Origin of the sequence: Craterilacuibacter sp. RT1T, from assembly GCF_023502145.1 — a bacterium.
GTDB lineage: Bacteria > Pseudomonadota > Gammaproteobacteria > Burkholderiales > Chromobacteriaceae > Craterilacuibacter.
In genome coordinates this window covers 474,962-496,398 of sequence record NZ_JAMFLI010000001.1, presented here as the reverse complement: position 1 = coordinate 496,398, position 21,437 = coordinate 474,962, and the positions used below count along the sequence as shown (strand labels likewise).

Here is a 21,437-nt window from a genome sequence, read left to right as displayed (position 1 = left end):
TTACTCTAGATAAGGCGGCAGCAACCGGTAAAAACTTAAAACTGTTCCGGCAAAGGTTTAAGCAAGGTGATGCGGCGGTTATCCAGACGGATGTAATGCCCGTATACCAGCTCTTTAAGGATGCGCGCCACCATCTCGCGCGAGGAACCGATGCGTTCGGCAATTTCCTGTTGGGTAAAGGCTTTTTCCAGCTGCAAGACGCCATCCGTTTCGACCATCACCTCGCCGAACAGGATACGGATACGGCCGTAGACATCGAGCAAGGCCAGATTGCGGGCCACCAGCGACATGGTTCGCACCATGCCGGCCAGACGCAAAAGAATCTGCTGCCGGCTGACGGCACAAGGCAGACCGTCCTTATCGTCGAACACTACCATTAAGTCCTGACGACGAAATCTCAGCAATTCGCACTCTTCGTCGGCACAGCATCCCCATGCGCTACCACCACCATCCAGGTAGGACACTTCCCCTAATACATCGCCAGGCTTACTAAACAGAAAAACAAAGCGCTTGCCACTCCCATCTTCGGCACAGCATTGAATGCGGCCGGACAGTTGCACATAGATAGCATCCAGCACATCGCCTTCACGGAATAGGGTCTCCCCCTTACGCAAGCGTAACGGCACCCCCAGCTCCATTAAGCGCGCCTGTGCATCTTCGTCCAGCTCGGCAAAAAAATCGCATTGCGCGACTTGTTGCCGGATATTGTCATTATATTGGGTCACGATCTCTGCTTCACACTTGCCTAACACCCGAATACAGCAGCAGACACTATTAATAAATCTGGCAGTAATCAAGCGGCTTTTCACTAACATTGTTCAATAACAATGAGTATTGATAACCAATGCGCGATAATACCGCATGGGATGACATGTGTGTAACAAAACGCTTAAAACTGCTATTTTTTATTGCACCGCAACAACACCCTTAGCCTGACATTATTGCACCTTGACCAAGCGCTCTTGCAGCACGGTGGCCGGCGCCACATCCGGCCGCGCCGAGTTCACACCCGGCATTAACGCTTCAGTCCGGCCGGGCATGCCGAACATGGAAGACACCTGGTGTGCCTGCTCGGTGGTCAGCACCAGCATCTCGATGCGCCGGTTGGCTACCGCCGCCGGGTTGGCACGGTCCAGCGGCGCCCTATCCGCCATACCGACCACCTGCAAGATGCTGTCTTGAGGCATACCGCCATCCAACAAATGGGCACGGGCGGTCATCGCCCGATTGCTGGACAAACTCCAGTTGGAAAAAGCGGCATGACTCTGATTACGAAACTGCAGCGAATCGGTATGCCCGACAATCAGCAACTGGTTTTCGATGCCACGAAACATCGTCCCCATCCTGACCAGCAACAGGCGAAAACGCTCATTGATCGCGGAGCTGCTGCGCTCAAACATGCCCTGCTCATCGGTGTCATGCAGTAAGATGCGCAAGCCATAAGGCGTAACGACCGCCTGCATATTGCCGGCTAATCCGGCTTCGATCGAAAGCGTCGTCATCATGCGTGCCAGTTTCTGCATCGCCTGCTCGGAGTCGACGCGCTGGCGCGCACCCGCAGAATCATTCAGTGCCGAAGGCTGGCTGCTGCTCTTGACCTGGGTCTGGGCACGACTGTCGCTTTGCGGCTGACCGGGAATCGGATCACGCGGAATCAGACTGCCTTTGGGACTGCCCGTGTGATCCAGCCGCACCGAGCCTCCTTCCGCCGTCATGGTCGCGCCGCCTGCATTCAAAACCTTTTCCAGGTTTTCCTGGTCACGCGCCGCCAGCACCCACAACACCATAAACAGACACATCAAGGCCAGTACGAAATCGGCAAAAGCCACCTTCCATGCCCCGCCATGACCGGCGTCGCCACCGCGCTTGGAGACCTTCTTGATAATGGTGCTTTCGTGGTGCACGTCTTTTCTGGCCATCGCCGCTCCTTAGCTCACGCCTTCGAGCGCATTAATCCACAACTCCAGTTGCGAGAAGCTGGGCTTGGTATTGAGCTGCACCAGACGACGACCGGCGTCGATAGCCAAAAGCGGTGGTTTGCCCGCCACATGGGTGACCAGCACCACTTTGACTGATTCGAAATTGGACATTTCTTCCTTCACCTGCTGGTGCATCATATTGCACAGCGGATCCAGCACGCCGTAACAGAAGAAAATACCGATAAAAGTTCCCACCATCGCCGCGCCAACCTTGGCGGCGATATCGCCAGCCGTCGCCCCGGCACCCACGCTATTCATCGCCATCACGATACCCAGCACCGCGGCCAGAATGCCGAAGCCTGGCATGCCTTCGGAAATTTTGTGCAACGATTTGGACGGCTGCTCCAGCTCCTCCTCGATGGATTCGATTTCGTGATCCAGCACGCCTTCAAGCTCGTGGGCATTGATCTTGCCCATGGCCATCAGGCGGAAGTTATCAACGATAAAAGCCATCAATTTCGGCTCGTCCAGCACCAGCGGATAGCGGGTAAACAGCGGGCTTTGCGCCGGATTTTCCACATGCTCGTCCAGCGCCTTCAGGCCCTGGCTGGCGGTAATCAAGAGCTCATACATCAAGAGCAACAGCTGGCGCTGAAATTCGGCACCCTGCTTTTTGTGCAGGATGACACGCTTGAGCTGGCCGACCATCTCCTTAAGCACATGACCAGGATTGCCCAGCACGATGGCTCCCAAAGCTGCACCGCAAATAATCAGCAACTCGATCGGCTGCCACAACACCGCCAAAGAGCCGCCATGGATCATAAAGCCGCCGAATACGCAGGCGAGGACGATGAAAATACCGAGTAGTTGCTGCATGTTTTACTTTCAGGGGGTCAGGCGGCAAGCCGCATTTTCATTTTTTTCAGCGCGGCCTTGTTGATCTGGCATACACGTGCCTCGGTCAGATCGAGCACCAGCGCGATCTCCTTGAGGCTCAGGTCGAATTCGTAATACAGCTGGATCACGCGCTGCTCGCGCTCATCCAGCAAACGCAAGGCTTGCGCCAGGCTTAAACGGTCCAGCAAGGCCTCATCCGGACGCGACATCCCCCCCGGCTCATGCCCAGCCGCCAAAAGTTCGTCCAGGCTGGCCATGGCCTCGGCGCTCTCGGCCTGCATGGCACTCCCATAGGCCTGCGCACTCAGGCCCAGCAAGGCGCAAGCCTCGGCTTCGCCAGGCTCGTGCCCAAGCTTGCGCGTCAGTTCGCGCAAACCATCGCGCACCCGGTGCGCATCCTGACGCACCGCACGCGGCCGCCAATCCAGACGGCGCAACTCGTCCAGGATCGCGCCGCGCACACGTAAAATGGCAAAGCCGGCAAAGCGCTCATCCGGCACGCCATAACGCCGCAGCGACTCCAATAAGGCCATCAGCCCTATCTGCTCCATATCCTCGCGCTCGATTACGGCAGCGCACTGCGAAGACAGCTGGCGCACGATGCGTTTGACCAGCGGCAGATAGGCATCCAGCTGGCTGGCTTCATCCTGCAAGGCCGTATCGGCGTAGTCGGCGTACATGCGCGCTACTCGATAATCAGCTTGGCAACCATGACTTCGGAGAACGGCATCGCTCGCCCCTCGCCGGCAAACGTCGCCTTATATGCCTGCGCCAAGCGCTGCTGGAATGCGTCGACACTCATGGAGCTGGCTTGTGCAGCGCCCAACTGCGACAGGGAGCGCACGGCAATACTGCGGAAAAACGGCAATTGCGCCTTGACTTCGGCTTCCTGCTTGTCCGAGGTGCGAAACACCAGATCTATCGCCATAAACTGCTGGCTAGCCCCTTCGTGCCCCTTGAGCATGACGATAACCTTGTCCAGACTGACAAAACGGCCATCCTTGACCACGGGGGCCGCGACCGGCTCCGCCGCTTTGGCATGCGCAGACTGGCTCATCCAGAAATACATGCCGCCACCACCTGATAGCACCGCGACCAGCGCGGCCACTACGCCGATTACTACTGATTTATTCATGAAAAACCTCAGACCCTGCTAAAACCCTGCCCCAGCTCGAACACCTCACCGGGGATATCTGCCTCGGCCAGCGCCTTGCCTGGCGCCTGCCCGCTGTGCTGCTGGCCACCTTGTCGTCCCTGGCCCTGACCTGCACCGGCCTGACCTTCACGCACATCAACGCTGACTTGGGAGAACTGGCGCTGCGCCAGATCCTGACGCAAGCCCTCGCCTATGGCCTGCAACTGCCGCACCACATCGGGGTTGGAAGCCGTCAACTGTACCGACAGTCCGCCTCCTTCATGCCGTATGCTGATTTCCAGCGCACCCAGCCTTGGCGGATCCAGCCGGATCAGCGCCTTATCCATGCCGTGTGCGCTTTGAAGCTGCAGCCGCTCGCCCAATGCACTACGCAACGATTCGCCCCAGCTGGCGCTCTTGCCCGCATCCAGCGTCAGGGGCGCCCACTCCGGCAACGGTGCCGCGCCAGCCTTGGTGCCCGCCGGCCAGGGGACGCCCATCCCGGCATCACTGGCGATAGCCAAGCGGCCAGTCTCGCCATCGGCCTGCGCCAGCGGCGAGGCAGGCGAAAAGCGGGCCGCAACTTCGCCAGACAGTACCGCTGACGTATCCGCCCCCCGTGCCGGCATACTCTCCGGCCTTGCTGGCAGCTGAGCAGGCACGCCCGCCTGACGCAATAGAGGGGAAGCCAAATCAACTACCGGCAGGCTGGGCAATACGGCCGCGGCCAGCACCGCCTCACCGGCACGCATAGGGAGCACGACGTGCACAAGCGCATGCCGGCTCTCGACAGCGATACCGTCACTACCCTGATCTACCGGCAATACGCCTAGCTCTACCTGCGCATCCTTGGCGGGCATCATAGCGGCCGCCAGCATGCTCATGACGGGCAAAGCAGGCGTCGGTGCGATCACAGCGGCAGCCGTATCAGGCAGGGGAGACTCCGGCTGACGCTCGGCCTCTTCGCCCGGGACCTGCTCTTCCTGCGGCAAATGGGCTAACAAACTGGAAAAGAGCAAATCATCCGGACTCGCGGCGTCACCCGCCGCAACAGGCGGTGTAGCGGGTGCGGTTTCGGTACGCGAGGGCACGACAGGCAAGGCTGGCGAAATCATAAAAGCTCCGGCTCACTGAAAAGTGCATACGCCTGCTGTCCCTCGCGCGCCGAGGCCAGCAATGCCATTTCCCGCGCCAACTGTGCGCGATGGGCACTGCAAATGGCGACGGCTTCGCCATATGCCTCGCGCAAAGCCAGCAATAAGGCACGCTCGTGTGTGACATTGGGTTGCACAAGATAATGCTGCAGCTGCAAGTCCAGCTGCGCCAGCCGCGCCCAGTCGCACGCTTCGGCCGCATGGATCAGGGCGCGCGGGTCAGGGATGGGTGGCTTCATGCTGATCCCTGACGCCGATCCAGCCGCCCTTAAGCTGGGCCAGCAAAGCCAAAACCTCATCAATCGAACCCACTTCCAGCTTGACGCTAGCGTCATACAAGCGGTAGGCGCAGTAGTCATAAAGGCGGGCCAGATTGGTCACCACCTCGCCACCGCTATCAAAATCCAGCGCACCGGACAGGCCATTCAGGATATTGATGCACTTGGTGATGCTGTCGCCTTTTTCCTCGTAGCGGCCGTGTTCGATGTGGGCCCGCGCCCGCGCCAGCTCTTCCATCAGGCCGTCAAACAACACCAGTACCAACTCCACCGGAGATGCCTGACTGGTCTGCGACTCCAGATTCACTGCGTGATAATTGCGATACGCTTCGTAATCCATTTTCCCGCCCCTTGCCCCTGGCGCATCAAACGCCCAGATTGCTGTTCAACATTTCCATGGTTTTCGCCATCTGCGTCTGCAACTGCTGCAACTGGCTGTACTGCTTGAGATAGCGCTGGTAAGCCTGGTCGTAATCCTGATCAATGCGGCCCTGGCGCTTGTCCAGATCGGCCTTGAAGCCGGTTTCGGAATCCCTGCGCTGCTTAAGTACCCCCTTGGTCGAGCTCAGCCAGGTATCCAGATAGCCGCTGCCGGCCTTAAGCAGGCCACCCGCGGCGGTCGTGCCGCTAAAAAAACTGTCCAGCGCATCCGGCTTGCTGTCCAAAAGCTTGCCCAACTTGCTTTTATCCAGTGTCAGCGTGCCGTCACGGGTGGCAGCGATGCCCATATCGGACAACTTGACCCCGCCAAAATCCTGACGAATCAGGCTATTCAGGCGCTCGCGCAGCGCCCGCACACTGGCATCCGAGGCAAAAGCGCCGGCGGCCTGCCCCTTTTCGGCATTACCGGCCACCGTCAGGCTATTGATGCTTTTAAGCAGCGCGTTATAGCCATCGACAAAGCCCTGCACATTGGCTGCGGTATCGGTGTCGCTGCGCGCAACATTCAGTACCAGCGGCGCATCAGTCGCACCCTGTGCCTTGCTCAAGTTCAGGGTCACGCCATCCACCACGCTAAAGGCATTGCTTGCCTGAGTCAGCTTGATCCCGCTATCCTTCGCGCCCATCCATACCACCGCATCCCTGGCCTCGGTCAGCGGCTTGAATGCCGTCACGGCACCGCTCAGCGCGGTATTGCTTGAACTGAGCGTGATCGTATTGCTGGACCCGGTCTGACCGGCCGACAAGACCAGCGTGCTGCTGCCATCCTGCCCGGTCACCACACCGACACTGAGCTTGCCGGCATTGTCCTTATGCTGGTTAATGGCGCGCGCAATCTCGGTAGACGACAAACCAGCCTGACCATCGGTATCCGCATCCTTCAGCGAAATCGAAAAGCTTTTTGTCCCCACATTCACAGTCAGGGTTTCACCGGTCGCGACCGCCAGCCCATTGGGCGGTACAAAGCTGATCTGGTGCGCACTGGCTACTTGCTCGACAAACAGCGAATAGCGCCCGCCCTGAGCCTTGCCGGTGGCCGTAGCCGTGGCAGCGCCGTCAGGCGAGACCGTTGCGCTCATCGCCAGCATATTTTTTTTGCTGCTTAGCCCATCCAGCGCATTACGAAAATCCTGCAGCGATTTTTGCAAGCTGGCGAGGGCATCGCTGCGCCCTTTGCTGGCCTTATTTTGCTGATCCAGCTGCAGGCGTGCGCCTTGCACATAGATCGAGGCCATCTGGCTGGCCATCTGGGCGGGATTGAAGTCGGTCATAGCAATATCCTGTTCGGGCAGTCCACCATAGTGATGACTAGCGACCAAACACACTGTTTTCTTGAATTTTTACCAAAACAATGGCCCGCTTGATAAAACCATCCTGTTTATTCAGTGGCTTAGCGGCTAAAAACGCTGTGCTTGGCGCTGCCAGCTCTGTCCGGCCGCTTCGTCCGTGTGCTTCTGTTCGCGTCGCTCTTGTTCGCGCAACAGATGGCGTGCTGCCGCAGCATGAACCTGCGCCATCGCCTCGCGTTTTAAGCGCGCCGCCAGCAGACTCTGACGACTCAGCTCGGCATCGGCTTCCGACAAGGCCAGATCCTGCTGCTGGCTGAGCTTGATCTGGCTAAGCTGCCCCTTATAGGCCGACATATTCATCGCCTGCGAGCTATTGAATACGGTTTGGCCTGTCGATGGCGGTGCACTCAACTGCTCCAGCAGGCTGATATTGTTGCGGTAACGCTGCAGCAAGGCATGCTTGGTTTTAAGCTCATCCGCCGCACGCTCAACCTCACGCTGGCGCACCCCGACCATCACGTTCAAGGCCTGCAAACTGCGTGGTTTACTCATGCGACAATCTCCTGCAACTGTTGCCAGCTAGCGGCAAGCTTCGCGCCAGTGTCAGCATCCTGGCGCAATAAACCCTCTATCGCCGGCAGCAAGGCTAGCGCACGGTCGGTATCGCGGTCGGCACCGGCGACATAAGCCCCCAGCGGCAGCAGCGCCCTGACTTCCTGATAACGCGCCCACATCGCTTTGAGCGCTTGTGCCGACAGTTTCACCTCGCGCGGCACCACCTGCCCCATGCAGCGGCTGACCGACGCGGCAATATCGATGGCCGGATAATGGCCGCGCTCGGCCAGCTCGCGCGTCAGCACGATATGGCCATCCAGAATGGCACGCGCGGTATCGACCACCGGGTCCTGCTGGTCATCGCCCTCGGCCAATACGGTGTAGATCGCACTCATGCTGCCACGCTCGCCCTCGCCATTGCCGGCACTTTCGGCCAGCGCCGGCAACATGCCGAACACCGACGGCGGATAACCGCGCGTAGCCGGCGGCTCGCCCAGCGCCAGCGCGACTTCGCGCTGCGCCATGGCATAGCGGGTCAGCGAATCGACCAAGAGCAGCACGTTCTGTCCCTGGTCGCGAAAATGGGCCGCAATGGTGTGGCACAACTCGGTCGCCTTCAGGCGCATCAAGGGCGACTCGTCAGCCGGCGCGACCACCAGCACCGCCTTGGCTAAGCCTTCAGCGCCCAGCGCATGTTCGACAAACTCGCGCACCTCGCGCCCGCGCTCGCCGATCAGGCCCACCACCACCACCTCGGCTTCGGTGTGGCGCGTCATCATGCCCAATAGCACGCTCTTGCCCACCCCGGAGCCGGCAAACAGGCCAACGCGCTGGCCGCGCCCCAGCGTGAGCATGGCATTGATGGCCCTGACGCCGACGTCCAGCGGCGTATCCACCGCACGCTTTTTCAGCGGATTGATGCGCGGCGGGTGGGCCGCCAATGGCAGCTCGCCCCCCAGCCTTCCCCGCTCGTCCAGCGGCTCGCCCAGACCGTTGACAATGCGCCCAAGCCAGGACGGCCCTATCATCAGGCCGCCAGCGTCCGGCGCCGGCTTGACCCGTGCGCCGGTCATCAAACCGACCGGCTTCTTGAACGGCATCAGATAAGACACCTCGCGGCGGAACCCCACCGCCTGCGCGTCCAGCCATTCGCCGCGTGCCGTTTCAATCAGGCAGCGCTGCCCGGTTTCCAGCGGGCAGCCCACGCTCTCCAGCAGCAGGCCAGATACGCCGATCAGGCGGCCGGTCACGCTGGCCATCGGCACGCTGGCGAGGTCTAGCTGCCCCAAGGCATCACGCAGCATCGTCCGCCCCTGCTTGCGTCTTGCTGCGGGCCTTGCTGCGCTTGACCGGCGCGACCGTTACCTCGGCTTCGGCCTGCGGTTTGGCTTTTACCGGCGCACGCTTACGCGTGGCGGCGGTATCGCTGGCCGGCTCCGAAGCGAGCGCCTCTGGCGCCAGCGCCACCGGACGCAACGCGCCACCGTCGGACGGCAAGGTGGCCAACTGCGTACGCACCTTGTCCAGACAAGCATCCAGCCGCTGGCGACAGCCGGCATCGGCTTCGATTTCCGGGGTCCGGATACGGCATTCGCCCGGCGGCAGTTTGGCGTCCGCCAGCAAATGCCACTGGCTGGCCCGCTCCGGCGCCAGCTCGCGGATGCGCTCGTACTCTTCGCTGTTTAAGGCGATCTCCACCTCGCCCTTAACCAGGGGCAAGGCGGCCAGTGTTTCTTCGACCAGCACCAGAATCTGTGCCGGACGTAAAGTCAGCTCGCAGCGGATGACCTGGCGCGCGACCCGGTCCACCAGATCCACGACGCCTTCGCGCAAAAAAGCCTGATAGTCGTCACAGGTGTGGCGCAATGAGGCCGCCGCCGCATCCAGCGGCGCGGCCAGCGTCAACAAGCTGGCCAGCGCCTGCTGGCGCCCCTGTTCCAGCCCTTCCTGATAGCCGGTGCGCTGGCCGGCCTCGCGTCCGGCGGCCTCGCCCGCGGCCAGCCCCTCGTGGTAGCCGGCATCCATACCCTGACGGAAGCCGTCGGCCACCGAGGCCTGCACCTGCGCCACATCGCCGCCGGCAAAAGCGGCGGGTAACTCGCTCTGCACCAGCGGCGGAAAGCGGAAAGAACGCCAGCTCTTCACTCGACCACTTCCTCGGGAAACAGCTGCAGGTCGATTTCACCATTGGCGGCCATTTCCTTGACCAGTTCCATAATCTCGCCCCGCACATCTTCGATGCGGCTCTTGGGTACCGGCCCCAGGCGGCGCATCTGGCTCTCGAAGTTCTGAGCCTGACGCCGCGGCATGGTCTGGATAATGGCGTCGCGCACCGCCGGTTCGGCCCCCTTAAGCGCAATGGCCCACATTTCAAGCGAGACGTCTTCGCAGATGCGCGCAATCACCGTTTCGGTCTGGCGCGACAAGACGAAGAAGTCGTACATGCGCGACTCGATTTCGGACACAATCTTCGGATCATGTGCGCGCAATAGCTCAATCATGCGGCCGCGATCGCCCGACATGCGGTTGATGATATCGGCCGTCTGCTGCATGCCCTCGACACCCGTGCTTTGCGTATGCAAGCTGGCCAGACAGCGGTTCACCAGCTCCTCCAGCTCCAGCAGCAGTTCCCTGTCCACATCTTTCAGACGGGCAATATTGACCAGCACCCGGTCATGGCAGGCTTCGGGCAGTGCATCCAGCACTTGCCCTGCCAGCGCCGGCGGCAAAAAGGCCAGAAACAGTGCCTGCATGCGCACATGCTCATGCGCGATGCGGTCGGCCAGCCATTGCGGCGACACCCATTGCAGGCGCGCCATCTTGGGGCGGATGGCATCGCCGTAGATCTGGTCGAGTACCGAGTTGGCGATATCGCTGCCCAGCGCCAGATCCAGCGAACGCTTGAGGAAGGAGCGGCTGGCACCGTGCACGCCGCTTTGCTCGCGGTACTCGTCGAAGAATTTCTGGATCGAGGTTTTCACGGTATCGACTTTGATCCCGCTTAAGCCGCTCATCACCTGTGTCACCTGCAGCAATTCCTCGCGGTTCAGGCAGCGCAATACCGCCGCAGCCGGCTCTTCTCCCATGCACAACAAAAGAATGGCGGCCTGCTCGACCGGCGACAAGGCATGCTCCTGCGCCTCGGCTGCAGCCAGAGCCACCGTTGCGGCATTCATGCCGCCATTAAGACTGCTGTTGTCCACTTTTTTGCACCCATTGTTTCACCACTTCGGCCACCCGCTCCGGCTCTTTGGCCGCCAGATCCTTCAAATGATCGACCAGTACATCGACAGAGGAGCCCGCCGGTGGCAGATCATAATTTTCCAGCAGCGGCACGACCGCGCCGACCCGCCCGGGCGCGCCCGCCAGTGCCGCTCTTTGTCCATCCGGCATCACCCCCAGCGCAGCCGGCGTCTCGCCCGGCAATTCGCGTTCGGGCGCACTGCCGGCCTGCGGCGGCGCCTGACGGCGCAGCAATGCAAGCACGGGCTTGAGCAGCAGCAAATAGGCCAGCAAAGCCGCCAGTGCCCAGCCCAGCATGCGCAGACCTTCATACCACACCGCCGGGTCCATCCAGAACGGTTCGGCCGGCACTTCAGGACGGAAATCCAGACTGCTAACCAGCAGGGCATCGCCGCGCCGGGTATCAAAACCCAGGCCGTTTTTCAGTACCGCTTCGATATTGGCAATTTGTGCCGGCGTCCAGCGTTTGCCATCCGGCGCCGCGCGCTGGTTCAGCACCACCGCGACATTCAGCCGGCGCAACTGGCCACGGGCACGTTTGACCTGGGTGACGTTGCGGTCATATGCATACTGGCGCGTGGTGGCCTGACGACTGGCACCCAGCTTTTCGCCGGCCGGCGCAGAAGCGCTGGTATCGATAGGCTGGTTGCTTAGCGAACCGGGAATCCCGACCATGGGCGCATTGGCCGAGGTTTCGGCACGCGAAGCTTCATTGGTGACCTTGGGCGCCTCGCCATACTGCTCGCGCGTCTCCTCCACCCTGTCGTTGTCGACATCGGCCGTCACGCTCAAGCGGTAATTGTTCTCACCCAGACTGGCACCCAGCAAGGCGCGCACATTCTCGGCAACCTCGCCCTTGATGCGCCGTGCCGCCTCGCTATCCTTGCCCTGCACCAGCCCTTCGGACAGGTCCACCCGCGCCGACAGCAAATTGCCGGCCTGATCGACCAGCGTCACGCTGCCTTCGGGCAGCGTCGATACACTGCCCGACACCAGCTTGATCACGGCAGCCACCTGCTCGTCGCTCAGGGTCTGGCCGTTTTTCAGTGTCAGCACCACCGAGGCCGAAGCCTTGCTATCGGCGGAACCGACAAAAGACGTGGTTTTAGGCAGCGACAGGTGTACCCGTGCCGCCTTGACCGGCTCCAGCGCCAGCATGCTTTGCACCAGTTCGCCCTCCAGGCCGCGACGGAAGCGCACATCCTGCACAAACTGGCTGACGCCGAGCGGGTCTTGCTGATCCATGATTTCCAGGCCGGATGGCAGGCGCGCCACCACGCCCTTGGACGCCAGCGCCATGCGCGCATGTCCCAGCACCGCATCCGGCACCAGCACCTGCCCGCTTTGCGGATGCAGACGATAGGGAATTTGTTCGCCATCCAGCACCGCCATCATATCGGCGGCGGCGATTTTTTCATCGGCGCCAAACACCGGCTTATAACTGGCGTCGTCGCGCCACAACCAGAACACCACCGCCAGCGTCACCAGCGCGCATAGCGCCAGCATGGGCAAGGCATAGCGCAGGGAAGAGGCAGATAGCGACCATGCCGGCGCGCGCGCGCGCCAAGCTTCAAAACCGTTACGCAATCGGGAAATCAAGGCAGGCTCCACAAAGAATCAGACCGGCATCTTGATCAGGTCATCCACCGCACTGACGACCTTGTTGCGAACCTGGGTCAGCATGGAGAACGACAGCCCGGCCTCCTGGCTCAGAATCATCGCGCCGACCAGATCATTGCTGCGGCCGCTGTCCACCTCGGTCATTTTGTCCGAGGCTTCGCGCCCCTGTGCGTCCACGCTATGCAGCGCCGCCATCATGGCATCGGAAAAACTGTGCGAATCCGTCGCGCTGTCCGGCTGGCTGGCGATATGGGCCGGCTGCGCCAGTGTCGCCATATCGTCGCGCAAGATAGCGGACTGTCCGCTGAGTAACATCAAGCCCGGATTGGTGAGCATGCGCATCCTTACAGACATGAAAGAGAGAAGTTTGTCACGCCACCTTTATGACGGCATGGTTTACTGCGCCGCAGTTTAAACTTACTTCTATCTTCTATATGCGTGAATTTTCACAGACCCTTACGTGAATTTTCACCTCATCTACCCGCTCTGCATTCAGTAAGATGCTCATCCATGTGACACGCCGCGCCCGCGAGCCTGACTGCCCTCTCCTGCCAACTTGAAGAAGCCATGCCCAAAGCCAAGATCCTGAGCCCGGAACAAGCGGCACGCGTCCAGCCACTGGACGCCACCACATTAGGCCGGCCTTTTCATCAGCTCCCGCTGCTGATGCCGCTGATTGAAGCCCGGGTCCACGAATTTGTCAGACGCGAACTCAGCCTGCGCTATCGCGCCACGCTCACGCTGGGCAGCATCGGCTATACGCGCGAAGTCAGTACCGGCCCGCGCTGGAGCTGGCATCAGGTTGGCAACAGCAGCATCGGGGTTCATATCGAACGCCCCCTGCTGCTACGCATACTCGACTGCCGCTATGGCGGACGCACCGCGCAAGTGGACGCCCCCCAGACCGAGCAGCCCGAGACCGAAACCGAATTTCGTCTGGCGCGGATGCTGGGGACGACACTGGCACCCCTGCTACCCGAATTCATTGCCCAGTCCTGTGGCGATACCCCGCTGCCGCTGCCTCCCACCCAGCACCTGCCGGTCGCCCCAGGCAGCACCCCCGTCTTTGCATTGATCCTGCAGCTGAGCGAAAGCGATGGCAGCCCTTGCGGTGCCATCCGTCTCAGCCTTGACCGCGACAGTCTGGACCGCCTGCTCAGAGCCAGCAGCACGCACTTGGCGCCGCGCCCGGCATCGGCGCAAGGAGCGCAAGGCCCGCACTTTGGCGAGACCCTCAGGCTGCGCCTGCAAGCCCGGCTCCAACCCCAGAGCCTGAGTCTGGGCGAAGTCCTTGATTTGCAGGTCGGACAGATTATTCCAGCCTTACACCCGGGCTTGGCCCATGTCCATATCGGACGCAGCCGTCTGTTCCGCGCCAGCGTGGTCGAACACGAAGGCAGGCTGTGCCTGACCTCCTTTACCGATGAAGAATGAAGCCCACATGATGGAAAAAAACGATCTGGAAGAACTCGATAACCTGCTGGACCGACTGGATACACCACCAGCCGCAGCGCCCGTGGCGTCGCCTGCGCCACGCGATATGAGCGGCTTGCTGCGGCGCATACCGGTGACGCTGACTCTGGAAGTCGGTGAAGCCGAGATCTCGCTGGCAGACTTGGCTGCAGTGAATACCGGCTCGGTGATCGAGCTGGACAAGCAGGCCGGCGAAGCGCTGGACATCCGCGTCAACGGCACCCTGATCGGCCGGGCCGAGGTGGTGATCTGTGGCGAAAATTACGGCTTGCGCATTACCGAACTGAACAATCTGGGTCTGGACGCGCTCTCTTCATGAAGCTGCTATCCGCTACGCGCCTTCTGGCTTGTGCGCTTGCGCTGATGCCGCTGGCGGCCAGCGCCGCCGGCACGCTGGACTTGCTCAGCGCCAATGCCGCCGGCACCCAGATCGACTTTACGGTCAAAACGCAGATCCTGATTCTGCTGACCCTGCTTGGCCTGTTGCCGGTGCTGGTGCTGATGATGACCAGCTTTACCCGCTTCGTCATCGTGCTGTCGCTGCTGCGCCTGGCGCTGGGGCTGCAGCAGGGCCTGCCCAACCGCATCGTCACCGGGGTTGCGCTGATCCTGACTTTGCTGGTGATGCGTCCGATCGGGCTTGAAGTCTGGGACAAGGCCATGGTGCCGTTTGATCAGGATAAGATCACCATGCAGCAGGCGCTCACCATCGCCCAGGAGCCGATGTCGCGCTTTATGCTGGCGCAAACCAGCAAGACGGCGCTGGCGCAAATCGCCCGCCTGTCGGGCGAGGCGCATATCACCGAGCCCAGGCAACACGCTTTTGTGGTCAAGCTGGCCGCTTTTTTACTGTCCGAACTGAAAACCGCATTCCAGATCGGCTGCATGCTGTTTATTCCGTTTCTGGTGATCGATCTGGTGGTGGCCAGCGTGCTGATGGCCATGGGCATGATGATGCTGTCGCCGCTGGTCATCTCGCTGCCGCTTAAGCTCTTGCTGTTCGTGCTGGTCGATGGTTGGTCGCTGACGGTGAATACGCTGGTTTCCAGCATACAGGCCTACTGATGCTGACCCCGGAAATCGCCGTCGATCTGGTGCACGACAGCCTGGCCGTCATTGTGACGCTGGTGGTGCTGCTGGTGCTGCCTTCGCTGCTGGTCGGCGTACTGGTCAGCCTGTTTCAGGCGGCGACCCAGATCAACGAGCAAACCCTGTCTTTTCTGCCGCGCCTCTTGGCCACCTTGCTGACCATTGCACTGGCCGGGCACTGGATCACGACCTACCTGATGGATTTCTGTGTAGATATGTTCAATCGTGCCGCCACCTTGGTAGGCTAGATGGAAGGTCTGTTTCCCAAACTGCTGCAATGGCTGCCCATGCTGTGGTGGCCGTTCTGCCGCTTTATCGCCACCTTGTCGGTCGCCCCCTTTGTCGGGGAAACCGCCACGCCCATGCGCGCCCGCGTCGCCATCGCGCTGGTGCTGGCAATGATTAGCGCGCCGGCGATGCGCGATATGGCGCCTATCGATCCGTTTTCGCTGGCCGGCATCGCCGCGGCGCTGGGTGAAGTCATTATCGGCCTGCTGTTCGGTTTGTCGCTGCAATTGGTGATGGTGGTGCTGTCGCTATTGGGTTTTTTGCTGTCTTCGCAGATGGCTTTGTCCATGGCCACGCTCAACGACCCGGGCAATGGCAGCTCCAGCGATGTGCTCTCCACCCTGCTTTATCTGTTTGGGGCGCTGCTGTTTTTTGCCATGGATGCGCATCTGGTACTGGTGGAAGTCATCTACCGCAGTTTCGCCTTGTGGCCCGCCGGCGGCGGCATCCCGCCACAAGCCATGCTGCAGGTGGTACTGGGCGTAGGCTGGGCGATGTCGGCGGCCCTGCTGCTGGCACTGCCGGCCATCTTCGCCACCTTCGTCGTACAAATAGGCTTTGGCCTGATCAACCGTGTCGCACCGGCACTTAACCTGTTTTCGCTGGGCTTTCCTCTGGTGACCCTGTTCGGGCTGATGACGCTCACCCTGGTGGCCACCTTATTGCCCGGCCACTATGTGCGCCTGTGCCAGCAGATCTTCGGACTGTGGGAGCGCATGCTGACAGGAGGCGCGCTTGGCTGAAAGCAGCAGCGGCGACAAGAGCGAAAAGGCCACCCCGCACAAACTGCGCGAGGCGCGCAAAAAAGGCCAGGTACCGCGCTCGCGCGATCTGGCCAGCGCCATCGGCTTGCTGGCGGCGCTCAAGCTGTATGCCTTGCTGATGCCCGGCTGGCTGAAGGATTTTCACAGTCTGTTTGCGCTGGCTTTTGCCCCTTTGTCCGGCAGCGGCACACTGGACAATAGTTTCTCGCTGCTGTTTTCCGGCTCGCTCACCTTACTGGCCGGCATGCTGCTGCCGCTGGCGGCCATCCCGCTGGCCATCATGCTGTTTTCCATGCTGCCCGGCGGCTGGGTGTTTGCCGCCACCCACTTCTTCCCCAAGCTTGAGCGCATGAATCCGCTGGCCCATTTCGGCCGTATCGCCTCGGCCCAGCACGCCAGCGAAACCGGCAAATCCATCGTCAAGGCGCTGGTGCTAGGCGCGGTATTGTGGGGTGTCGCCCATCGCGCCATGAACGATTTTTTCGCGCTCAAAGGCGCCACGCTGGACGCGACCCTGACCTATAGCCTGGCCGTATTCAGCGATGCACTGATGTCACTGATCCTGTTGTTTGTTGCCTTTGCGCTGATCGATGTCCCGCTGCAAAGCTGGCTGTTTGCCCGCCAGCAAAAGATGAGCAAGCAGGAGATCAAGGATGAATACAAAAGCACCGAAGGCCGTCCCGAAATCAAGCAGCGCATCCGTCAGATCCAGCAGCAAATGGCACAGCGCGGCGTGCGTAAAAGCCTGCCCGGTGCCGACGTGGTCATCGTCAACCCCAGCCACTATGCGGTCGCGCTCAAGTATGAAGAGACGCGCGCCGAAGCGCCGTTTTTGATTGCCAAAGGCATGGATGAGATGGCGCTGTATATCCGCGCACAGGCGCACGAGCTGGGCATCGAAGTCATCGAAATTCCGCCGCTGGCGCGCGCCTGTTACCACACCACCCAGGTCAACCAGCAAATCCCGACGCCGCTCTACCGCGCCGTCGCCCTGGTGCTGAACCATGTACTGCAACTGAAAGCCTTTCGCAGCGGCAAACGCCGCAGCGCACCCGTCCTGCCGGACAGTCTGCCCGTACCACGCGAAATGAGCGAACCGCGAGAACCGAAATGAACCTGCCTACCCGCATCATCAACGAGCTCGGCCGCCTGAAGGTAGCCGCGCCGATTTTCCTGCTGGCCATCCTCGCCATGGTGATCCTGCCCTTGCCGCCGCTGGCGCTGGACATCCTGTTCACCTTCAATATCGTGCTGGCCATTCTGGTGATTCTGGTCAGCGTCTCGGCCAGACGGCCGCTGGACTTCTCGGTATTCCCCACCATCATTCTGGCGACGACGCTGATGCGCCTGACGCTGAACGTCGCCTCGACCCGGGTGGTGCTGCTAAACGGCCATGAAGGCACCGATGCCGCCGGACGCGTGATCGAGGCCTTCGGTCATGTGGTGATAGGCGGCAACTTCGTGGTCGGCCTGGTGGTATTCGTCATCCTGATGATTATCAACTTCATCGTGATCACCAAAGGTGCGGAACGCATCTCGGAAGTCTCCGCCCGCTTTACGCTGGACGCCCTGCCCGGCAAGCAGATGGCGATTGACGCCGACCTCAATGCCGGCCTGATCAATCAGGAAGGCGCACAGCAGCGGCGCAAGGATGTGGCGGCCGAGGCCGATTTTTACGGTGCCATGGATGGCGCGTCCAAATTCGTGCGCGGCGATGCCATCGCCGGCATCCTGATCCTGATCATCAATATGGTGGGCGGGGTCGCCATCGGTGCATTGATGCACGATATGGGATTTGCCGATGCCTTCCGCCAGTATGCACTGATGACCATCGGTGACGGTCTGGTGGCACAAATCCCGGCGCTCTTGCTGTCGTCGGCCGCCGCCATTATCGTCACCCGCGTCAGCGACGACGGCGACATGCAGCAGCAAATCGGCGGCCAGTTGCTGGCCTCGCCTACGGTGCTGCTCAGCGCCGCCGGCATGATGTTCGTACTGGCCATCATCCCCGGCATGCCCTGGCCCACCTTTATCGCCTTTGCCGCCCTGCTCGCCTTTGTCGGCTGGCGCATGCAGAAAAACCGCCAAGAACCGCCGGCCAGGGCCGATATCGCTGAAATCCGTCAGGCGCTCGCCGGCGATGCCGAGCCGCCACTGGACTGGCATGCCCTGCCCTACACCGACATGCTGTCGGTGATGCTGGGCTACCGTCTGGTCAGCCTGATCGACCAGGCGCAAGGCGCCCCGCTCAGCAAACGCGTGCGCGGCGTGCGCCAGAGCCTGAGCGAAGCCATGGGCGTGCTGCTGCCGGCCATTACCCTGCGCGACAATCTCAGGCTCAAGCCCACGCAATACGCCATTTTGATCGGCGGCAATACCGTAGCCGAGGCCGAAGTCCACCCCGAACGCCTGATGGCCATCCCCTCGCCCCAGGTCTATGGCCAGCTCGACGGCATCCCCGGCATCGACCCGGCTTATCTGATGCCGGTCACCTGGATAGAAAACAGCGACAAGGCGCATGCGCTGGGCTTGGGCTATCAGGTGGTCGACTGCCCGAGCGTGATCGCCACCCACCTGAACAAGGTCATGCGCGAGCAGATGAGCGAGCTGTTTACGCTGGATGATGTGGCGGCGCTGAACGAACGCCTGTCGGCGCTGGCCCCCAAACTGGCGGCGGCGCTGGCGCAAGCCTTGACCCAGGGCCAGCAATTGCGCGTCTTCCGCCAGTTGCTGACCGAAGGCGTGTCGCTCAAGGACATCATACCGGTCGCCACCACTCTGACCGAGGTGGCGGAAAACGGCAAGGATCCCATCTTGCTGGCCGCCGAGGTGCGCTGCACCCTCAGGCGCCAGATTGTGCAGGCCATTCTCGGCCCGCATGCCGAAATGAAGGCTTTCAACCTGACCCCCGAGCTGGAAAACATGCTGCTCTCCTCGCTCACCCAGTCGCAGCAAAGCGGCAAGGCGGCGCTGGACAGCTTCCCGGTCGACCCTAATGTACTGCAACAGCTACAGGTCAATATGCCGGTGATACGCGACCAGATGAAACAGCACGCCACCGCTCCCATCTTGCTGGTCATGCCGCAGATCCGCCCCATTCTGGCGCGCTACGGCCGCCTGTTTGCCCCCGGGCTGAATGTGCTGTCCTACAACGAGGTGCCGGAAAACCGCGAAGTCAGTCTGATCGGCACGCTGGGCTAAGCGCCGACAGCGCCGGACTGCAAGCCAGCAACGTCAGCACCGCCACCTCGAACAAGGGCAGTGGCAAAGGACGGGATGCCATGGCCGGCAAACGGCAGCCGGGCAACAGGCGCGGCGGCGCGCTTTGCACGATATGACAGGCCAGCAGGGCAAGCCCCGCCTGCTGCAAGGCGCTGCGAATGACCGGCACGCGCGACTTGAGCCAGACGCAAGCCGGTGCCGACGCCGCCAGCAACAGCGCCACGCCCCCCTCATGCGCGCGCAACACCAGACGCACCCGCCCGGCCTCCTCCAGCTCGATTTCCAGCACCAGATCGGCCAATGCCAGCGCCAGCGCACCCGAAGCCTCCGCCTCGCGCTCGGCCAAATCAAGATACACGCGCGGCCCGCCCCATAGCCAGAACGGCAGGCTAAGCGGCAACGCCGGTGCCGCAGGCGTCTCGGGCAAGCCGCCCCCCGCCTGCAGCCAGGCGGCAGAAAAATGCCGCTCTTCGCGTAAAACCTGACGCTGGCTTTCCGCCAGCAGCGCACCGGACAAGGCCGTTTGCCAGCCTTGTGCCAATTGCGCCGGCGCCGGCATCTTGCGCTGCAATAACGGCGCGCTGGCGGCATCCTGCGCCCAAGCGCGCCCTACCGTTTCGGGCGCCACGACAGCAGCCTGATCGCTCGCGCGCTGCGGCCAGGCCAGCTCCAGCCGCGGCGACACCGCACGCACCACAAACGGCCATAGCGAACCTTGCGCCGGCGCGGGTAAATAAGCCGGCCAGCGCAAACTCACACTCACCCCCTGCCCTTGCAACAAAACCGTCCCGTCGGCCTGCTGCGTCATCAACATCAGCTTGAGCAGCTCGCCCGGGCGCAATAACACATCGCCGTCGCGGCTACGCACCGCAATCGGCGGCAAGGCGGCACTGACTGCCCTGATGCGTTCACCCATACATTCCCCACATGAAAAAAGCCGGCGCCCGAAGGCTGCCGGCTTGATCAATCAAGACGCCAAGCGTCTATGGCTTACTGCAGCAGCGACATCGCCAGCTGGCTCATCGAGCTGGACTGCTTCAGCATCGAGGTGCCGGCCTGCATCAGCATTTGCTTGGAGGTCATGCTGGCGGATTCGGACGCGTAGTCGGTATCCATGATGCGGCCCTTGGCGATCTGGGTGTTGTTGTTCACGTTACCCAAGTTGCTGTACACCGACTGCAATCGGGTGGCAGCAGCGCCCATCTCACCGCGAGACTTGGAAACAGAAGCAATCGCCTTATCCAGCTTCGTGATGGTGGCAGCGGCGCCAATCTCGGTGCCCGCTGCGGGTGCCGCGCCATACATCGTTGTAGCAGCGCCGACATCCGTGTCTACATCCCCCAGTGTCGTCTTCAGATCAGCATCCATGACTTCAGCCGCAGATGCACCGATCTGGAACTTAATTGCAGCCTTGCCCAGCGTACCTGCAGTCTTGTCCAACACCTCAGTACCGCCGAAACGGGTGTTTTTCATGATGTTGCCGATTTCTGCCCCCAACGCATCATACTCGGCCTGCATCGCCGCCTTGTCTGCAGTGGTGGTCGTGGCGTTGGCACCCTCGGTCGCCAGATCCTTCATGCGCAGCAGGATGTTGGACACTTCGTTCAGTGCGCCTTCCCCGGTCTGCAGCAGCGAGATGCCGTTCTGTGCATTTTTCATCGCGGCGCCCATGCCGCGGCTTTGTGCATCCAGACGGGTCGCAATCTGCAGGCCGGCAGCGTCGTCCATTGCGCTATTGATGCGCAGACCGGTACCCAGACGGGTCATCGAAGTGGACAGACCGCTCTGGTTGGCATTGAGGTTGCTCTTGGTGAACAGCGATGCGGCGTTGGTGTGCAGGCTCAGCATGATAGATTTCTCCGGTTTTGGTATCAATTGAGGCACTCATTCCAGCGCCTTCACTGATACAAGACGACCGCCTTATCGCAACACTTAAATCCGGCAACTAAATTTTTTATTCGCCCCGCACACGGCCAGACAAGTACGGCTTTTAAGTACCCACTACAAAATAATCGCATACTTTACCAACACAACACTGCAGCCCGCATAATGATATGATTTCATCATTAC

24 protein-coding genes are annotated in these 21,437 nt (G+C 61.2%); 7 read left to right on the top strand and 17 right to left on the bottom strand.

Going from position 1 to position 21,437, the window contains the following annotated elements; translation table 11 throughout:
* Positions 1-35 precede the first annotated feature (35 nt).
* The 15 genes from M3P88_RS02630 to fliE all read right to left on the bottom strand — a co-directional run bounded on the left by M3P88_RS02630 (position 36) and on the right by fliE (position 12,867).
* Entirely contained in the window at positions 36-725 is a 690-nt protein-coding gene (locus M3P88_RS02630; protein WP_249614500.1) for a Crp/Fnr family transcriptional regulator, read from the bottom strand.
* Positions 726-938: 213 nt separating this feature from the next.
* The gene (locus M3P88_RS02625) at positions 939-1,919 is read right to left on the bottom strand and encodes a flagellar motor protein MotB (RefSeq protein WP_249614499.1); all 981 of its coding nucleotides are present in this window, start codon (positions 1,917-1,919) and stop codon (positions 939-941) included.
* Positions 1,920-1,928: 9 nt separating this feature from the next.
* Complete coding sequence (gene motA / locus M3P88_RS02620; RefSeq protein ID WP_249614498.1) at positions 1,929-2,795, bottom strand: flagellar motor stator protein MotA; 867 nt, start codon at positions 2,793-2,795, stop codon at positions 1,929-1,931.
* 17 nt (positions 2,796-2,812) lie between these two features.
* The gene (gene fliA, locus M3P88_RS02615) at positions 2,813-3,496 is read right to left on the bottom strand and encodes an RNA polymerase sigma factor FliA (RefSeq protein WP_249614497.1); all 684 of its coding nucleotides are present in this window, start codon (positions 3,494-3,496) and stop codon (positions 2,813-2,815) included.
* 5 nt (positions 3,497-3,501) lie between these two features.
* Complete coding sequence (locus M3P88_RS02610; RefSeq protein WP_249614496.1) at positions 3,502-3,951, bottom strand: flagellar basal body-associated FliL family protein; 450 nt, start codon at positions 3,949-3,951, stop codon at positions 3,502-3,504.
* An 8-nt stretch (positions 3,952-3,959) separates the two neighbouring features.
* Positions 3,960-5,066 carry a flagellar hook-length control protein FliK gene (locus M3P88_RS02605; protein WP_249614495.1) on the bottom strand — a complete coding sequence of 369 codons (1,107 nt, stop codon included), beginning with the start codon at positions 5,064-5,066 and terminating at the stop codon, positions 3,960-3,962.
* Positions 5,063-5,344 carry a hypothetical protein gene (locus tag M3P88_RS02600; RefSeq protein WP_249614494.1) on the bottom strand — a complete coding sequence of 94 codons (282 nt, stop codon included), beginning with the start codon at positions 5,342-5,344 and terminating at the stop codon, positions 5,063-5,065. Before M3P88_RS02600 ends, M3P88_RS02605 begins: the two co-directional genes overlap by 4 nt.
* A complete protein-coding gene (fliS, locus tag M3P88_RS02595; RefSeq protein WP_249614493.1) occupies positions 5,325-5,723 on the bottom strand; it encodes a flagellar export chaperone FliS in 399 nt (132 codons plus the stop codon). The genes M3P88_RS02600 and fliS overlap by 20 nt, the downstream gene beginning before the upstream one ends.
* A gap of 25 nt (positions 5,724-5,748) precedes the next feature.
* Positions 5,749-7,095 carry a flagellar filament capping protein FliD gene (fliD, locus tag M3P88_RS02590; RefSeq protein ID WP_249614492.1) on the bottom strand — a complete coding sequence of 449 codons (1,347 nt, stop codon included), beginning with the start codon at positions 7,093-7,095 and terminating at the stop codon, positions 5,749-5,751.
* Between the two features lie 126 nt (positions 7,096-7,221).
* Positions 7,222-7,665, bottom strand: coding sequence for a flagellar export protein FliJ (locus tag M3P88_RS02585; RefSeq protein WP_249614491.1), 444 nt, complete (start codon positions 7,663-7,665; stop codon positions 7,222-7,224).
* Complete coding sequence (gene fliI / locus M3P88_RS02580; protein WP_249614490.1) at positions 7,662-8,972, bottom strand: flagellar protein export ATPase FliI; 1,311 nt, start codon at positions 8,970-8,972, stop codon at positions 7,662-7,664. The genes M3P88_RS02585 and fliI overlap by 4 nt, the downstream gene beginning before the upstream one ends.
* Complete coding sequence (fliH, locus tag M3P88_RS02575; protein ID WP_249614489.1) at positions 8,962-9,813, bottom strand: flagellar assembly protein FliH; 852 nt, start codon at positions 9,811-9,813, stop codon at positions 8,962-8,964. The genes fliI and fliH overlap by 11 nt, the downstream gene beginning before the upstream one ends.
* A complete protein-coding gene (locus M3P88_RS02570) occupies positions 9,810-10,871 on the bottom strand; it encodes a flagellar motor switch protein FliG (protein WP_249614488.1) in 1,062 nt (353 codons plus the stop codon). Before M3P88_RS02570 ends, fliH begins: the two co-directional genes overlap by 4 nt.
* Positions 10,852-12,510, bottom strand: coding sequence for a flagellar basal-body MS-ring/collar protein FliF (gene fliF / locus M3P88_RS02565; protein ID WP_249614487.1), 1,659 nt, complete (start codon positions 12,508-12,510; stop codon positions 10,852-10,854). The genes M3P88_RS02570 and fliF overlap by 20 nt, the downstream gene beginning before the upstream one ends.
* An 18-nt stretch (positions 12,511-12,528) precedes the next feature.
* Complete coding sequence (gene fliE / locus M3P88_RS02560) at positions 12,529-12,867, bottom strand: flagellar hook-basal body complex protein FliE (RefSeq protein ID WP_249614486.1); 339 nt, start codon at positions 12,865-12,867, stop codon at positions 12,529-12,531.
* A 231-nt stretch (positions 12,868-13,098) separates the two neighbouring features.
* On the opposite strand from fliE, the gene M3P88_RS02555 reads away from it, so the two are divergent.
* The 7 genes from M3P88_RS02555 to M3P88_RS02525 are packed head-to-tail and all read left to right on the top strand — an operon-like array spanning position 13,099 to position 19,346.
* On the top strand, positions 13,099-13,965 hold the full coding sequence (locus M3P88_RS02555) for a FliM/FliN family flagellar motor C-terminal domain-containing protein (protein WP_249614485.1): 867 nt from the start codon (positions 13,099-13,101) through the stop codon (positions 13,963-13,965).
* Between the two features lie 7 nt (positions 13,966-13,972).
* Positions 13,973-14,323, top strand: coding sequence for a flagellar motor switch protein FliN (fliN, locus tag M3P88_RS02550; protein WP_283773068.1), 351 nt, complete (start codon positions 13,973-13,975; stop codon positions 14,321-14,323).
* Entirely contained in the window at positions 14,320-15,069 is a 750-nt protein-coding gene (fliP, locus tag M3P88_RS02545) for a flagellar type III secretion system pore protein FliP (RefSeq protein ID WP_349629033.1), read from the top strand. The genes fliN and fliP overlap by 4 nt, the downstream gene beginning before the upstream one ends.
* On the top strand, positions 15,069-15,341 hold the full coding sequence (gene fliQ / locus M3P88_RS02540; protein ID WP_124736314.1) for a flagellar biosynthesis protein FliQ: 273 nt from the start codon (positions 15,069-15,071) through the stop codon (positions 15,339-15,341). Before fliP ends, fliQ begins: the two co-directional genes overlap by 1 nt.
* Positions 15,342-16,124, top strand: coding sequence for a flagellar biosynthetic protein FliR (gene fliR / locus M3P88_RS02535; protein ID WP_249614484.1), 783 nt, complete (start codon positions 15,342-15,344; stop codon positions 16,122-16,124).
* Positions 16,117-17,259 carry an EscU/YscU/HrcU family type III secretion system export apparatus switch protein gene (locus M3P88_RS02530; RefSeq protein ID WP_249614483.1) on the top strand — a complete coding sequence of 381 codons (1,143 nt, stop codon included), beginning with the start codon at positions 16,117-16,119 and terminating at the stop codon, positions 17,257-17,259. The genes fliR and M3P88_RS02530 overlap by 8 nt, the downstream gene beginning before the upstream one ends.
* Complete coding sequence (locus M3P88_RS02525; protein ID WP_249614482.1) at positions 17,256-19,346, top strand: flagellar biosynthesis protein FlhA; 2,091 nt, start codon at positions 17,256-17,258, stop codon at positions 19,344-19,346. The genes M3P88_RS02530 and M3P88_RS02525 overlap by 4 nt, the downstream gene beginning before the upstream one ends.
* Here M3P88_RS02525 and M3P88_RS02520 read toward each other — a convergent pair.
* On the bottom strand, positions 19,321-20,283 hold the full coding sequence (locus tag M3P88_RS02520) for a hypothetical protein (RefSeq protein ID WP_249614481.1): 963 nt from the start codon (positions 20,281-20,283) through the stop codon (positions 19,321-19,323). The genes M3P88_RS02525 and M3P88_RS02520 overlap by 26 nt on opposite strands.
* 74 nt (positions 20,284-20,357) lie before the next feature.
* Entirely contained in the window at positions 20,358-21,215 is an 858-nt protein-coding gene (locus M3P88_RS02515; RefSeq protein ID WP_249614480.1) for a flagellin N-terminal helical domain-containing protein, read from the bottom strand.
* Positions 21,216-21,437 lie beyond the last annotated feature (222 nt).